This is a genomic window from Micromonospora sp. AMSO12t (genome assembly GCF_008806585.1).
GTDB classification, from domain to species: Bacteria; Actinomycetota; Actinomycetes; order Mycobacteriales; family Micromonosporaceae; genus Micromonospora; species Micromonospora reichwaldensis.
The window spans coordinates 1-14,304 of the sequence record NZ_WAAS01000175.1 but is presented as its reverse complement, the minus strand read 5'-3'; the positions used below and the strand labels follow the sequence as shown (position 1 = coordinate 14,304).

Annotated in this window: 12 protein-coding genes; 9 read left to right on the top strand and 3 right to left on the bottom strand. The window is 74.3% G+C overall.

Annotated features, from left to right (window positions below; genetic code table 11):
* Nucleotides 1–558: 558 nt before the first annotated feature.
* The 5 genes from F6X68_RS22510 to F6X68_RS22490 all read left to right on the top strand — a co-directional run bounded on the left by F6X68_RS22510 (nucleotide 559) and on the right by F6X68_RS22490 (nucleotide 6,657).
* Nucleotides 559–1,128 carry a DUF5987 family protein gene (locus F6X68_RS22510; RefSeq protein WP_151456143.1) on the top strand — a complete coding sequence of 190 codons (570 nt, stop codon included), beginning with the start codon at nucleotides 559–561 and terminating at the stop codon, nucleotides 1,126–1,128.
* Entirely contained in the window at nucleotides 1,125–2,759 is a 1,635-nt protein-coding gene (locus tag F6X68_RS22505; RefSeq protein ID WP_132238204.1) for an FAD-dependent oxidoreductase, read from the top strand. The genes F6X68_RS22510 and F6X68_RS22505 overlap by 4 nt, the downstream gene beginning before the upstream one ends.
* 101 nt (nucleotides 2,760–2,860) lie before the next feature.
* A complete protein-coding gene (locus F6X68_RS22500) occupies nucleotides 2,861–3,949 on the top strand; it encodes a carboxymuconolactone decarboxylase family protein (protein ID WP_151456144.1) in 1,089 nt (362 codons plus the stop codon).
* Nucleotides 3,933–5,699, top strand: a complete 1,767-nt coding sequence (locus F6X68_RS22495; RefSeq protein WP_151456142.1) for an MFS transporter — start codon at nucleotides 3,933–3,935, stop codon at nucleotides 5,697–5,699. The genes F6X68_RS22500 and F6X68_RS22495 overlap by 17 nt, the downstream gene beginning before the upstream one ends.
* Nucleotides 5,700–5,862: 163 nt before the next feature.
* Nucleotides 5,863–6,657 (top strand): TIGR03084 family metal-binding protein, encoded by a 795-nt coding sequence (locus F6X68_RS22490; RefSeq protein WP_225852364.1) that lies wholly within the window; start codon nucleotides 5,863–5,865, stop codon nucleotides 6,655–6,657.
* Between the two features lie 432 nt (nucleotides 6,658–7,089).
* On the opposite strand, the gene F6X68_RS22485 is transcribed toward F6X68_RS22490, so the two are convergent.
* From F6X68_RS22485 to F6X68_RS22475, 3 genes are all read right to left on the bottom strand, one after another.
* Nucleotides 7,090–7,545, bottom strand: coding sequence for an SgcJ/EcaC family oxidoreductase (locus F6X68_RS22485; protein ID WP_151456140.1), 456 nt, complete (start codon nucleotides 7,543–7,545; stop codon nucleotides 7,090–7,092).
* Nucleotides 7,546–7,677: 132 nt separating this feature from the next.
* The gene (locus tag F6X68_RS22480; protein ID WP_151456139.1) at nucleotides 7,678–9,270 is read right to left on the bottom strand and encodes a GMC family oxidoreductase; all 1,593 of its coding nucleotides are present in this window, start codon (nucleotides 9,268–9,270) and stop codon (nucleotides 7,678–7,680) included.
* 106 nt (nucleotides 9,271–9,376) lie between these two features.
* Entirely contained in the window at nucleotides 9,377–10,558 is a 1,182-nt protein-coding gene (locus F6X68_RS22475) for an acyl-CoA dehydrogenase family protein (protein ID WP_132238214.1), read from the bottom strand.
* A 419-nt stretch (nucleotides 10,559–10,977) separates the two neighbouring features.
* Here F6X68_RS22475 and F6X68_RS22470 point away from each other — a divergent pair, with 419 nt between their 5' ends.
* The 4 genes from F6X68_RS22470 (at nucleotide 10,978) to F6X68_RS22455 (ending at nucleotide 14,240) form a co-directional block, all read left to right on the top strand.
* Nucleotides 10,978–11,445, top strand: coding sequence for an SgcJ/EcaC family oxidoreductase (locus F6X68_RS22470; RefSeq protein ID WP_132238216.1), 468 nt, complete (start codon nucleotides 10,978–10,980; stop codon nucleotides 11,443–11,445).
* A gap of 37 nt (nucleotides 11,446–11,482) precedes the next feature.
* Nucleotides 11,483–11,968 (top strand): SgcJ/EcaC family oxidoreductase, encoded by a 486-nt coding sequence (locus F6X68_RS22465; protein WP_151456138.1) that lies wholly within the window; start codon nucleotides 11,483–11,485, stop codon nucleotides 11,966–11,968.
* Nucleotides 11,969–12,039: 71 nt separating this feature from the next.
* On the top strand, nucleotides 12,040–12,840 hold the full coding sequence (locus F6X68_RS22460) for an SAM-dependent methyltransferase (RefSeq protein ID WP_151456137.1): 801 nt from the start codon (nucleotides 12,040–12,042) through the stop codon (nucleotides 12,838–12,840).
* Between the two features lie 56 nt (nucleotides 12,841–12,896).
* Entirely contained in the window at nucleotides 12,897–14,240 is a 1,344-nt protein-coding gene (locus F6X68_RS22455; protein WP_151456136.1) for a nucleotide disphospho-sugar-binding domain-containing protein, read from the top strand.
* Nucleotides 14,241–14,304: the final 64 nt, after the last annotated feature.

Here is a 14,304-nt window from a genome sequence, read left to right as displayed (position 1 = left end):
GGCCCGGCCGGACTGCGCTCCGCGCGCGCCGCCCGCCCGCGCGGACCACGCCGCCGCAACGCGCCGGCCAGGGCACACCGCACCGGCTCCCAGATCGTGCCGCTCGCGAGAACGGGACGCGCTGCGAGGACAGGGCGCGCTGCGAGGACAGGGCGCGTGGCCGGGCACCGGGCCCGGCCCCACCGTTCGCCGCGGCCGGGCCGCGGTGTCCGCCGCCCGGGACAGCCCGCCGTGTCCGCCGCACGGAGCGGTCGGCGCCGGCCGCGTGGAACGGGGCGCGGAAATTGCGCGCCCGCCGCCGTACGCAATTTCCACGCCAATCGTCCCGGCCCGTCGGGACAGCGGCCTCAGCAAAACAGAAGATGCGTCCCACCTGCGTCGGTAGCCACGATGATGCAGAACTTCGCGCACCGTCCATGCCGCACGGAAAGCATTTCCGGGCGACCACCAATTCATCCCTTGCATCCGTCGCCCTAGCGGGCGGTGGTCAAGGCTGCCCGAAAAACGCCCTGGCGGGACCGGTAACCGACGCGCCCGCCCCAGAAGGAGGTAGCCGCCGTGCAACCGGAAACACCCGAGGAGCAGCAGGCACGCGTGCTGACGCTGGAAGCGTTCGCCGACACCATCATCCCCGGGGCGAAGCGGTCCGCCGACGACCGGGCGATCGCCGGCGTCTCGACCGACGGCGGCGCCGTCGAGTGCGGGGCGCTGGCCCTGATGGAGGACCCGGCCGGCGGGTTGTCGCTGATGCTGGGGACGCTCAGTGAGGCCCTCAACGCGCACGCGACCGGGTACGCCGAGGCGAACGGCCTGGCCCTCGACCCGGCGGTGCCGCCCTTCGTCGCGCTGGCGTTCGACCACCGCACCGCGCTGCTGAGCCACCTGCTCGCCCCGGACAACCCGGAGAAGGAGATGTGGGTGGGGCTCGCCCTGTTCAGCAACATGGCCTACGACAGCGCCGCTCACATGAACACGCTCGACGCGCTCGCCGCCGGGCATCCGGGGCTGCTGGCGATTCGCATCACCCAGCCCGACGACGACGGGCTGTGGCGGTTCCCCGAGTACTCGTACGGACGCCCGCTGTCGCGACTGCACCCACACACCACCCCCACAGGGAGCCCGGCATGACCAGTAGCGCAAGCACCGACGTCGTGGTGATCGGCAGCGGCTTCGGCGGCGCGATCCCGGCCTACCACCTGGCCGCGGGCGGGGCGCGGGTGGTGGTCCTGGAGCGCGGACCGTGGCTGTCCAGCGAGGAGTTCGACCACGACTTCAAGCTCGGCTCGTCGTACACCCGGATCTTCGACTTCACCGTCGGCGACGGGATGAGCGTGCTCGGCGGCAACTGCGTCGGCGGTGGCAGCGTCGTCTACTTCGCCACCATGCCGCGCGCGCCGCAGTTCGTCTTCGAGCGGCAGGGCAGCATCGGCCGCCGGATGTGGCCGGCGGCCATCACCCGCGCCACGCTCGACCCGTGGTACGACCGGGTCTGCGAGTCGCTGCCGGTGACGATGCAGAGCTGGGACAAGGTGCCGTACGCCGGCGGCCTCTTCGCGGCGGCCTGCGCGCACGCCGGACGCACCGCCAACCCGGTGCCGTCGGCCGTGGACGTCGACAAGTGCACCAACTGCAACTGGATGATGGCCGGGTGCCGCTTCGACGCGAAGCGCTCCCTGCTGCTCAACTACCTGCCGGCCGCCCTGGCGCACGGCGCCGAGATCCGGCCGTTGCACGAGGTGCAGCACCTCTCCCGCACCGAGGACGGCGGGTACCGGGTGCACTACCGCATCGTCGACGCGGAGGACTACCGGATCCTGCACGACAGCGGGACGATCGACGCCAAGATCGTCATCGTGGCGGCCGGGGCCGGGGCCACCCCGGTGATTCTGCAACGCTCGGAGCCCACGCTGGGCACGATGCCCCCCGCCGTCGGCCGGTACTTCTCCGGCAACGGCGAGCGGCTCAACACGGCCGTCTTCGACGACGACCGGGTCCGGGAGGTGCTCGGGCTCAGCCGCCCCAACGGAAAGGGCTACGACGCCAACCAGATCGGCCGCGGGCCGACGGTGGCGACCTGGGACCGGCTCGACCCCGACCTGCCCGAGTACGAGCGGTACTCGCTGGAGCAGCTCTTCTTCCCGTTGGGGCTGGGCACGATCCTCGCCCAGGTGCCCGACGCGCAGGGCCCGAGCTGGTTCGGCCTGGAGAAGAAGGAGATGCTGCGCCGCTGGCAGTCGTGGCTGACGCTGTTCACGATGTCGGAGGACGACAACGAGGGCGTCTTCGGGCCGCCGCCGGCGACCGGCAACGCCGACCGCATCTCCCAGCAGATGCTCGGCCGGGGCCCGTTGCGTTACCGGCCCACCGCCAACACGCTGCGGGGCTGGGCCGCCGCCGACGCGGACGCCCGGGACATCCTGGAGCGCGACGGGCTGGCCCGGGTGATGCCGTGGACCAACGACGTGGTCGGCGCGTACACGGTGCACCCGCTGTCGTCCTGCCGGATCGGCGACGACCCGGCGACGTCGGCCCTCGACGACCGGCACGAGCTGCGGCAGCACCCCGGCATCTTCGTCACCGACGGCTCGGCGGTGCCGGGCGCGCTCACCGTCAACCCGGCCCTCACCATCGCCGCGCTGGCCGAACGCGCCGTGCCCGGCATCGTCCGCGCGGCGCAGCAGCGGGGCATCGACGTCACCTACCACGGCTCGCTGCCCGACGGCACGGTCACCGCGGTGCCCCAGGTCGTGCCCAGCTAGGACCACGACGGGCCGGGGGCGCGCCCCGCCCCCGGCCCCGGCCCGCCCGACCAGGAAGGAAACCGATGGGCAGGCGACTGGCTCGGGTGACGAGCCGCACCATGCTGACCCACGTCCGGCACGTGACGCCGGTCGCCCCGGAGGCCGCCGACGGGCCCGTCGCGCGGGTCTACCGGCAGATGGCCGACGACTTCGGCGTCCTCGCGCCCCCGGTGCTGCTGCACTCCCCCGCCCCCGACGTGCTGCGGGCCTGCTGGCTGATGCTGCGCGAGACGCTGCTCGCCGAAGGGCTGGTGGGCCGCGAGGCCAAGGAGGTGGTCGCCGCCGCCGTCTCCGAGAGCAACCGGTGCCCGTACTGCGTGGAGGTGCACGGCGCCACGGCGGCCGGACTGCTGGGCGACCCGGGCGGGTGGCTGGGCGCCGGGGTCGGCGGGATCGGCGATCCCCGGCTGCGGGCCCTGGCCGAGTGGGCCCGGCACAGCGGGGACGCCAGCGCGGCGCGCCGCCGTCCCCCACCGTTCCCCGCCGCGCACGGGCCGGAACTGATCGGCGTGGCGGTGGCCTTCCACTACCTGAACCGGATGGTGAGCGCCTTCCTCCAGGACTCCCCGTTGCCGCCGGCGCCGGCCGGGATCCGCGCCGGGGTCCGGCGGACCGCCGCCCGCATCATGGGGGCGCTGGCGCGCGCCGGACGGCCACCCGGCCGGTCCCTGGAGCTGCTGCCGCCCGCGCCGCCGGAGGCCGACCTGGCCTGGGCCGTCGGCCAGCCGCACGTGGCCGCCGCCTTCGCCCGGGCCGGCCAGGCGGTCCACCACGCCGGTCAGGCCGCCCTGCCGGAGCACGTCCGGCGGCGGATCCTGGCCTGCCTGGCCGGCCCGCCGCCCCCGGAGCCGGGCGGCGGCCGGTGGTTCGACGCCGCCGTCGCCGAACTCGCGCCGGCCGAGCGACCCGTCGCCCGGCTGGCGCTGCTGACCGCGCTCGCGCCGTACCGGGTGACCGACGCCGACGTCGCCGCCTGCCGCGACGGCGGCGCCGACGACGCCGCGCTGGTCACGGTCACGGCCTGGGCGAGCCTCGCCACGGCCCGCCGGATCGGCGCGACCCTGTACGAGGACGGCCTGCGGCCCGCCCCGCTCGGCGTGCCCGACGCCGACGACGAGCAGGAGGCGTCGCGTGCGGAGCAACCGTGACCCGGAGCGGGGCGCCGAGGCGGTGACGACGCCGCGACCGGTCAACCCGTGGGCGGCCCTGCTGGTGCTGTGCCTCGGCAACTTCCTCATCCTGCTCGACACGAGCATCGTCAACACCGCCGTGCCGGACATGATGCGGTCCCTGGACACCGGGATCGACAGCATGCTCTGGGTGCTGAACGGTTACCTGCTGGCGCTGGCGTCGCTGCTGATCGTCGCCGGGCGCCTCGGCGACCTGTTCGGCCCGCGTACCGTCTTCATGGCCGGCATGGCGCTGTTCGCGGTGGCCTCCGTGCTCTGCGGGGCGGCCCAGTCCCCGGGGCAGCTCATCGCCGCGCGGGTGGTGCAGGGCGTGGGCGCCGCGGCGCTGCTGCCGCAGGCGCTGGTCCTCATCTCGGGCATCTTCCCGGCCGCGCGGCGGGGCGCCGCCTTCGGGATCTTCACCGCCGTCGCGGGCGTGGCCGCCGTCAGCGGCCCCACCCTCGGCGGTCTCGTGATCACCCGGCTCGGCTGGGAGTGGATCTTCTACCTGAACGTGCCGCTCAGCGTGGTGGGCGTCGCCCTCGCCTGGTGGCTCGTCCCCGACCTGCGCACCCGCCGGCCGCGCCACCTCGACGTGGTCGGCGTGCTCCTGGCCACCGCCGCGCTGGTGGGCCTCATGTACGCCCTCATCGAGGGCGAACGGCACGACTGGGGCACGGTACGCGGGCCCGTCAGCATCCCGGCGATCCTGGCCGCCGCGGCGCTGTGCGGAGTGGTCTTCGCGCTGCGCGAGCGCCGGCAGCGGGAGCCGCTCGTCCCGCCCGGGCTGTTCCGCCTCGGCAACTTCGGCCCGGCGACCCTGATCACGCTCGTCAGCTCCTTCGGGCTGTACGGCTTCCTGCTGGTCTTCGTGATCGAGACGCAGGCGCTGCTCGGCATGAGCCCGCTGGAGTCGGGCCTCGCCGCGCTGCCCTGGACGGTGGTGCTCAGCGCCGTCGCGCCGGTCGCCGGGCGGCTCACCGACCGGCTCGGCGGCCGGCGCCTGCTCGCGGGCGGGCTCACCGTGTACGCGCTCGGCGTGCTGGGCATGGCGCTGCTGGTCACGCCGCACTCCACGGCCGGCACCTTCGTCCTGCCGCTGGTCGCCGTCGGCATCGGCATGGGGGCGTCCATCGCGCCGACCACCACCGAGGCGATGCGCCACGTCCCCGCCCAACTGGCCGGCGCCGCCGCGGGCGTGCTCAACACCGCACGGCAGGTCGGCGGCGCGCTCGGCGCGGCCGTCGTCGGCGCCGTCCTGCAACACCGGCTCGCCGACACCCTGCCCGAGGCCGCCCGCGCGGGGGCGGCGCAGCTGCCTCCCGAGGCCCGGGCGGACTTCCTGCACGGCTTCGGCGGGGCCGCCGGGGAAGGCGTCAAGCTGGGTGCCGGCCAGGCCGGCGGGTTCGTCATGCCGCCCGGAACCCCGCCGGAGCTCGCCGACCGGTACCGCGACGTGGCCGCCGGCGCGTTCGCCGACGCGTTCCTGCCCGCCGTCCGGCCGGCCCTGGGGGTGGTGGTGGGCGTCCTGCTGCTCGGCGGGCTGTTCGCGCTCCGGCTACGCGGGCGCCCGGCCGGCCACGAGGCGGAGCCGCCGGTCGACGGCACGCCGCCGCCCGACGGCGGCCCGGGCCGCGAGGCCCCGGAGACGGTCGGACCGGGACGTGGCCGCCCGTCGCGCTCCGCACAGTGGGAGAAGACACCCACCACGCCACCCGCCGATGATTGATGCGCCGGCACCGACCCGATCGGCCGGCTCCCCCGTCAACCGCCGGCCGTACGGCGCCGGCGACGTGCGCCACCGCACCGGTCGAGGTCACCCCCCGCGACGAAGCCCGGGGCCCGCATCGTCCGTCCGGGTCGGGGCGGCACCGCAGCGAGAGGATGAGCGCGTGGCAGAACAGGACGTGTTCGCCGCCCTGGAGGCCGAGGGCGACGACGTCGACCGCATGGTCGCCGAGCTGGACGACGCCGGGTGGCGGACCCCCACCCCCGCCGAGGGCTGGACGGTCGCGCACCAGATCGCCCACCTGACCGCCACCTTCCGGATGGCCGGCCTGGCCGCCGCCGACCCGGACGGCTTCAAGGCCCTCATGTCGCGCATGAGCGGCGACTTCGACGCGAACGTGAACGCGGCGATGGCTCCGTACCTGGCCGAGGCGCCGGCGGCACTGCTGGCCCGGTGGCGCGAGGAGCGGACCCTCGCCGAGAAGGCCCTCGCCGCCGTCCCGGTGGGACAGCCGGTGCCGTGGCTCGTCCGGCCGCTGCCGGCGCCGGTGCTCGCCGCGGCGGGGATGATGGAGCTGTTCGGGCACGGCCAGGACATCGCCGACGCCCTCGGCGTACGCCGCCGCCGCACCGACCGGCTCCGGCCGCTCGTCGAGTTCGCGGTCCGCACCTGGGACTTCGGCTACCTGGCACGGGGGCTGGAGGTGCCGAGCAGCACGTTCCGCTTCGTCATCACCGCCCCGTCGGGCGCGGTCTGGTACTTCGGGCCGCCGGACGCCGAGCAGATCGTCAACGGCACCGCCGAGGACTTCTGCCTGCTGGTGACCCGGCGTCGGCACCGCGACGACCTGTCGCTGAAGGCCGTCGGCGCCGAGGCCCACCACTGGCTGGACATCGCCCAGGCGTACCGGGGGCCGGCCGGCCCGGGGCGGCGGCCGGGACAGTTCGCCACCTCCTGACGTCCCGTGCGCCCCGGCCGGACCGCCGGGGCGCACGGGCCACCCCGCGACCACGGCCGAGCGCCGTGGTCGCTTCCGTGTGCCCGGCCCCGCCATCGCGTACCGCCTGCGGCCGACCGGGGTCGGCACCAGGGCCCGGCGCGGCGCGACGGCGGACCAGGACCAGGGCCCCGGCCACGGCGCCGCGAGCACGCCAACGGCGGACCTCGTCCGGGGAGCCGACGAAGAGCGGCCGGGCCGCCGGACGAACGACGAACCGCCGCCGGCGGGCCGGCGGCGGACGCGGTGGGTCCGGACGGTGAGGTTCCGGGGCGGGTGCCGGAGGAGCCGGTCGCGGGGTACGACGCGACCCGGGCCCGGGAGCGGGACGCGGCCGGCCGGAGCCGGTCGTCGCCTCCCGCGCCCCGGCCCGGGTCGACGGGGTGGGCCGGGTCAGCCCTTGACCGGGCTCGACTGGTAGGACAGGACCCGCCAGTCGTCGTCGACGCGGACGGTGACGAAGACGATGCGGCTGCTCCGCTCGGGGGCGACCTCGGTCTCGCCGGCCAGCAGGATGCCGCCCTCGGCGACGATCAGGGCGGAGTCCCGGTGCAGCATGCTGATCTCGACGGGCTCGAAGGTCATCCGGGCCCCCTTGTACGGGCCGGCGAACGTGTCGGTCAGCCAGGCGCGGATCTCATCCCGGCTCTTCAGCTGTTCGTCGCCCATCAGCATGCTGCCGTTGTCGGTGAACATCTCGGCGATGGCGTCGGCGTCGTTGGCGTCCCAGTTGGCCCGCACGCGCAGCGGCGCGGTGAAGGCGTGGCCCTCCTCCCCGTTGCTGTACGCCCCGTAGTGCTTCGCCCACTGCTTGGACTGCTCGACGAGCGACGCTGCCTTGTTGGTCATGGTGTGCTCCTCTGCCGGGTGTCGGATGTGAGTGGTCGCCGGCGCTCCGGTCGCGTCGGCGCGGGTACCGCTGGTGGTCGCCGCCTCGGGCCACGGCCGGTCGCGTCGCCGGCCGCGGCCCCGCCCGACGCGCTACCGCGCCGGGCCCGCCGCACCGGCGGCCAGCGCGGGCTCGGTGGCCGCGGCCACCCCCTTGATCAGGTCCGCGGCCTTCTCGCCGATGGCGATGGTCGCGGCGTTCGGGTTGCCGCTGACCAGGCGGGGCATCACGGACGCGTCCGCGACCCGCAGCCCGTCGACGCCGAGGACGCGCAGCTCCGCGTCGACCACGGCGCCCATCGCGCAGGTGCCGGCCGGGTGGTAGATGGAGTGCGCGTACTGGCGGACGTAGTCCCGCAGGTCGGCGTCGGACTCCGACGCCGGCGGCCGGAACGGACGCTCCGTGTACGGCGCCAGGGCCGGCTGCCGGGCGATGTCCAGCCCGATCCGCAGGGCCGCCACCGCGTCGTCCAGGTCGGACTCCTCGGCGAAGTAGTTGTGCACGATCTTCGGCTTCGCGGTGGGGTCGGCCAGGGCGAGCAGCACGCTGCCCCGGCTGCGCGGCGCCAGCATCGACGGACCGTAGGACAGGGCGTGGTCCGTGGGCGTGCCCAGGCCGTTGTCGGCGAACATCACCGGCGCGGAGAGGAACTCCACGTCCGGCGCGGCCAGGCCGTCGGAGGTCCGGACGAACCCGCCGGCCTCCGGGCCGTTGGAGGTCATCGGCCCCCGCCCCTCGGACATGAACTGCTCGAGGTCGTCCGGGGTGCCGGCGGCGATCAGGCTGACCGGGTGCGGATGGGCGTAGATCAACGGCACCAGGACGTGGTCCTGGAGGTTCTGCCCGACCTGCGGCTGGTCCAGCGCGACCGGCACGCCGAGCGCCGTGAGCAGCGCCGCCGGCCCGATGCCGGAGAGCATGAGCAGCTGCGGCGAGTTGTACGCCCCGCCGGACAGCACCACCTCCCGCTCGGCCCGGATCTCGACGTCCTCGCCGAGCCGCTGGCCCACCACGCCCACCGCCCGGCCGTTCTCGATGAGCACCCGGTGCACCTGGAGGTTGACCTCGACGGTCAGGTTGGGCCGGTCGGCCACGGGGTGCAGGAAGGCGGTGGCGGTGCTGGCCCGCCGGCCGTCGCGCTGGGTCAGCTGGAACAGCCCGAAGCCGTCCTGCTGGGCGCCGTTGAAGTCGTCGTTGGCGCCGAAGCCCGCCTCCTGGGCAGCGGCGACGAAGGCGGCGGACATCGGGTTGCGGGACCGGCCGTCGGAGACCCGCAGCGGACCGCCGGCCCCGTGGTAGGCCGACTCGCCCCGCTCGTTGTCCTCCGACCGCTTGAAGTACGGCAGCAGCTCGTCGAAGCTCCACCCGGGCTGGTTCCACCCGTCGAAGTCCGACCGGTGGCCCCGGACGTAGATCATCGTGTTGATCGAGCTGGTGCCGCCCAGCACCCGGCCGCGGGGCAGGTAGATCCGGCGGCGGTCCAGCTGCGGCTCGTCGTGCGTGTCGTAGTCCCAGTCGAGCTGGGTGCGGAACAGCTGGCCGAACGCCACCGGAACGTGCACGTTCTGCGCCGTGTCCGCCGGGCCGGCCTCGACGAGGCAGACCCGGACGTCGGGATCCTCGCTCAGTCGCGCGGCCAGCACGCAGCCCGCCGATCCCGCCCCGACGATTACATAGTCGTACATCCACCCCTCCTCGTCGCGTGCCCGCCCGCAGGCGTGACATCAGCGCAGCTGGTACGGATCCGGGGCGGCACCCGGCGTCGCCGGGTGCCGCCGCCCGGGCCCGGTGTCAGATGTAGAAGCTGTTCGGCTCCAGGCCGCAGAGCACCCGGCCGTAGAGCTCGAAGTTGGTCTGCGGGGTCATCAGGGCGTGCAGGTTGACCGTGTGCACGTCCCGGGCGATCCGCTGGATCGGCACCGAGCTGTAGACCGAGGAACCGCCGCTGGCCAGGGCCAGCACCTCCACCGCCTCGCGGCCCAGCTGGCAGACCGCGCCCACGTCGGCGCGGGAGCGGACCCGCTCCTCGAGCGTCCACGGCTCGCCCGAGCGGCCCTTGCTGTCGGTCAGGTCCGCGACCCGGTACCCGTGGAACTCGGCCTGGTCGGCCTTCAGCGTCGCCTCGGCCACCTGGAGGTGGGTCACCGGCGCCTCGGCCTGGCTGCCGTAGTCGGTGTAGGTGATCTTCCGGCCGGGCAGCCGCTCGAAGAACACCTCCCGGGCGGCCCGGGCCAGCCCGATCACGGTGCCGACCGAGGACGCGGCGGCGACGCCGAGCAGGGGCGCCCGGTACATCGGCGACTCGGCGTTGAGCTTCGAGGCGTACTGGCCCTGGAGCACGGCCGGCAGCGGCAGCACCCGCTCCTGCGGCACGAAGACGTCCCGGGCGACGGTGGTGACGCTGCCCGAGCCCCGCATCCCCGCGGTGTGCCAGTCGTCGACGACCTCCAGGTCCGACATGGGCACCAGCATCATGAGGGGCATCGGGGTGCCGTCCGGCGCCGCCCCCATCGCGATGATCTCCTGCCACTGGCTGTGCAGGGCACCGCTGATGAAGCCCCACTGGCCGTTGAGCAGCACACCCCCCGGCCGGGGCTGCGCGTTGCCGGTCGGGCTCAGCGTGCCGCAGACCCGCACGTCGGGCGTGCCGAAGACCTCGTCCTGCACCTCGTCGGGGAACATCCCGACCATCCAGCCCGGGATGCACCACACCGAGGCGGTCCAGGCGACGGAGCCGTCACCCCGGGCCAGCTGGGCCGTCACGTCGGTCAGCGTCCGGGTGTCCGACTCGTACCCCCCGTACCGCTTCGGGATCCGCATCCGGAACAGGCCGGCGTCGGCCATCGCCTCGACCACCTCGTCGTGCATGCGGCGGTTCTCCTCGGACCAGCTCGCGTGCTTCTGCAACAGGGGCACCAGCTCCGTCGCGCGACGCACCAGTTCCGTGCCGGGCACCGTCTGGGTGACGTCCACCCTGACCTCCTCGATAATCGTCGGTTCGGCGGTTACACCACCGCCGCGTGACCGCCGGGCGCACGGCACGGGACCGGGCCAGCGGGGGCATCCGCCCCGGTCGCGTCCGGTCCGGCCAGCCGTCACCGGCGGCGGGCGGCGCGGTCGCTCGGGGCGCGCCCCGCCTGGGGTGGCCCTGGCATCGTCTGCTCCCGCCGGAGGTCGACGCATCTCCGCAAGTGCGGTGTCGCGGGATTCGCTGCCGGCCACCCCCGCTCCCGCCCCGACCGCCCGGCGCGACGGCCTGCCCCGGCCTGCCCGGCAGCGCAATCAGAGAGATGCAGTCGGTGACGGGCCCCGGCAACGATTCGGGGTAGCGATCACGACCGGTACCCGGCGTCGGCGCATCCCGCCGCCCGAACCGACGAAGGAGCACCCCCATGACCACGACCACCCAGGCCAACCGACCCGACCTCGACGCCTACTACGGCCCCTTCACCAGTGAGAAGGAGAAGGAGGCCCTCGGCGTTCCGCTGCGGCTGGTCGCCGCCTGGAGCCGCAACGACGCCGCCGGCGTCGCCGACAGCTTCACCGAGGACGGCATCCTCATCCTCCCCGGCGACGTCTACAAGAAGGGCCGCGACGAGATCTACTCGTTCATGGCCGCCGCGTACGCCGGCCCGTTCAAGGGCACCGGCGTCACCGGCAACCCCGTCGACGTGCGGTTCGTCAACGACGAGGTCGCCCTGCTGCGCACCCACGGCGGCATCCTCGCCCCGGGCGAGACCGAGATCGCCCCGGAGCTCGCCGTCCGCTCCACGTGGATCGTCGTCAAGCGCGACGGCGAGTGGAAGCTCGCCGGCTACCAGAACAGCCCGCGCGGCGCCGGCGCGACGCTGCGCTGGTGACCGTCCATCCCCCCGTGACGATCGGCAAGGAGCACCCATGACCACCAAGGCAGCGTCGCGGTGGGGCGACGCGACGGAGATCCTCGAGGCCGCCCGCGTCGCGGAGGACCACTCCTACTACCGGGAATTCGTCAGCGACGACGAGAAGGCCGTCCTGGCCGTACCGCAGCTGATCCAGGCCGCGTGGAAGGCCAACGACCCGGACTTCTTCGCCGACCTCTTCGCGGAGAACGGCAGCCTGCTCATGGGCGACGAGCAGCTGACCAGCCGCGACGAGATCCGCGCCTTCATGACCAAGGGGTTCGCGGGCCCGTACCGGGGCGCCTACGTCAAGGGCTACCCGGTGTCGGTGAACTTCCTGCACCCGGACGTCGCCATGGTGGTCACCGGCGGCGGCATCATCCTCGCCGGCGAGAGCGAGGTCGCCCCCGGGCGGCACATCCGGGCCACCTGGATCATCGTCCGCCAGGACGACGGCCGCCCGCTGCTGCTCTCGCACCAGAGCAGCCCCGTCACCGGCTGACCCCGGGGGCCGGTCCCGTCGGGGCCGGCCCCCACCCGCACTCCCAACCAGCGACGTACGAGGAGAGACCGATGTCGACAGAACCTGCCCAGTCCGTGGAGCGGCCGTCGCCGGCGCGGATGTACGACTACTTCCTCCACGGCACGAACAACTACCCGGTGGACCGGGCCGCGGCGGAGGCCGTGATCGGGCGGGTCGGACAGACGCTCACCCGCGACGTGGTGTGGGAGAACCGCCGGTTCCTGGGCCGCGCCGTCCGGCACCTCGCCGAGGAGTGCGGGATCCGGCAGTTCATCGACGTCGGGGCGGGCCTGCCGAGCCAGGAGAACACCCACCACGTGGCGCGGCGGGCCGTCTCCCAGCCCCGGGTGATCTACGTGGACAACGACCCGGCGGTCGCCGAGCACGGCAAGCGCCTGCTCACCGAGGACGAGCGGGCCAACACCGGGATCTTCACCGCCGACCTGCGCGACCCCGGCTCGATCCTCGACCACCCCGACACCAAGTCCCTGATCGACTTCTCCCAGCCCGTCGGGGTGCTGTTCATCGCGGTCTTCCACTTCATCCGGGACAGCGAGGACCCGAAGGGCATCATCCGGGCCTTCCGCGACCGGCTGGCGCCCGGCTCGTACCTGGCCCTGTCCCACCTCTGCGTGGAGGGCGGGCCGGACGAGGAGCGCCAGATGATGGAGGACAGCTACCGCAACGCCACCGCGCCGATGGTCTACCGGACCGCCGCGCAGATCGCCGACCTCTTCGAGGGCTTCGAGCTCGTCGCGCCCGGGCTCGTGCCGACCGGCCGCTGGCGGCAGGACGACCCCGACGCCACCTCCACCGACCGGATGTACGCCGGGGTGGCCCGCAAGCTCTGACCCGTACCGCCGACCGCCGCACCGCACCCACCAGGACCGCACAACCGAGGAGAGACATGCGCGTCGTGTTCGCCCTGTGGCCCAACCCGGCCCACCTGTACCCGCTGGTTCCGCTCGCGTGGGCGTTGCAGAGCGCCGGCCACGAGGTCCGCGTCGCGTCCCACCCCGTCCTGGCGGAGAGCACGCTGGCGGTCGGGCTGACCCCGGTCGCGGTGGGCGACCCGGAGATCATGCCGATGGGCCCCGGTCGGCCGCAGCCGCGCAGCGTCAAGCAGCGGCTCGACCGGATCACCGAGGCGCTGGAGCTGACCCCGGCGGACAAGGAGGTCTGGGACGTCTTCTACCAGTTCATGTTGCCGTCCATGTGGGACTTCCACCCGGTCGGGTCCACCGCCCGCGACCCGCACCCGGTCCTCGACGACCTGGTCGCCTTCACCCGCGACTGGCAGCCCGACCTGGTGCTCTGGGACCCGTGCTTCCCGGCCGGCGCGGTGGCGGCGCGCGTCGCCGGTGCGGCGCAGGCGCGGCTGCTCTGGGGGCTGGACTACTTCGCCTCGACCATGGACCGCTTCGCCGAGGCCGCCGCCCGACCGGGCCCGGGCCCGGAGGAGAACCCGCTGGTCGAGACCATGCGGCCGGCCGCCGAGCGGTACGGGCTGGAGATCGACGACGAGCTGCTGCTGGGCCAGTGGACCGTCGACCCCACTCCCCCGGGCGTACGCCTGCCCACCAGCGCCCGGACCGTGCCGACGCGCTGGGTGCCCTACTCGGGGCAGACGGTGCTCCCCCGGTGGCTGCACCACCGGCCGGAGCGGCCCCGCGTCGCGCTCTCCCTCGGGCTGTCCCAGCGGATGTACTTCAAGGGCGGCTGGGACCACGTGCCCGGCCTGCTGGAGATGGTCTCCGACCTGGACGTCGAGGTGGTCGCGACGCTCAACGCCGACCAGCTGGCCGGCATGCCCACCCTGCCGAAGAACGTCCGCGCGGTGGACTACCTGCCCCTGACCCAGCTGCTGCCGTCCTGTTCGGCGATGGTGCACCACGGCGGCATGGGCACCTTCGCCAGCGCGGTGGCGCTGCGGGTGCCGCAGCTGATCACCGACTCCGACGACGACAACGGCATGATCACCATCGAGGCCGACGGCCTGGAGTGGTCGATGGCCACGAAGCACATCGAGTCGTCGGTGACCGCCCGCTGCGTCGCCGAACGCGGCGCGGGACTGGTCCTGGACATCAAGAACCTCTCCGTGGACGCGATGCGCAAGCAGCTCGTCCGCGTGCTGGACGAGCCGGCGTTCCGGCAGGGGGCCGACTCCCTCTACGACGACCTGCTCGCCACGCCCAGCCCGACCGAGACCGTCCCGGTGCTGGAGAAGCTCACCCGGCGGTACCGGGCCTGACCCGGCAGCGCCGTCGCCGCCGGCGGGCGGGCGGGCCCCTGCGCACGCCCGCCGGCACCGTCCG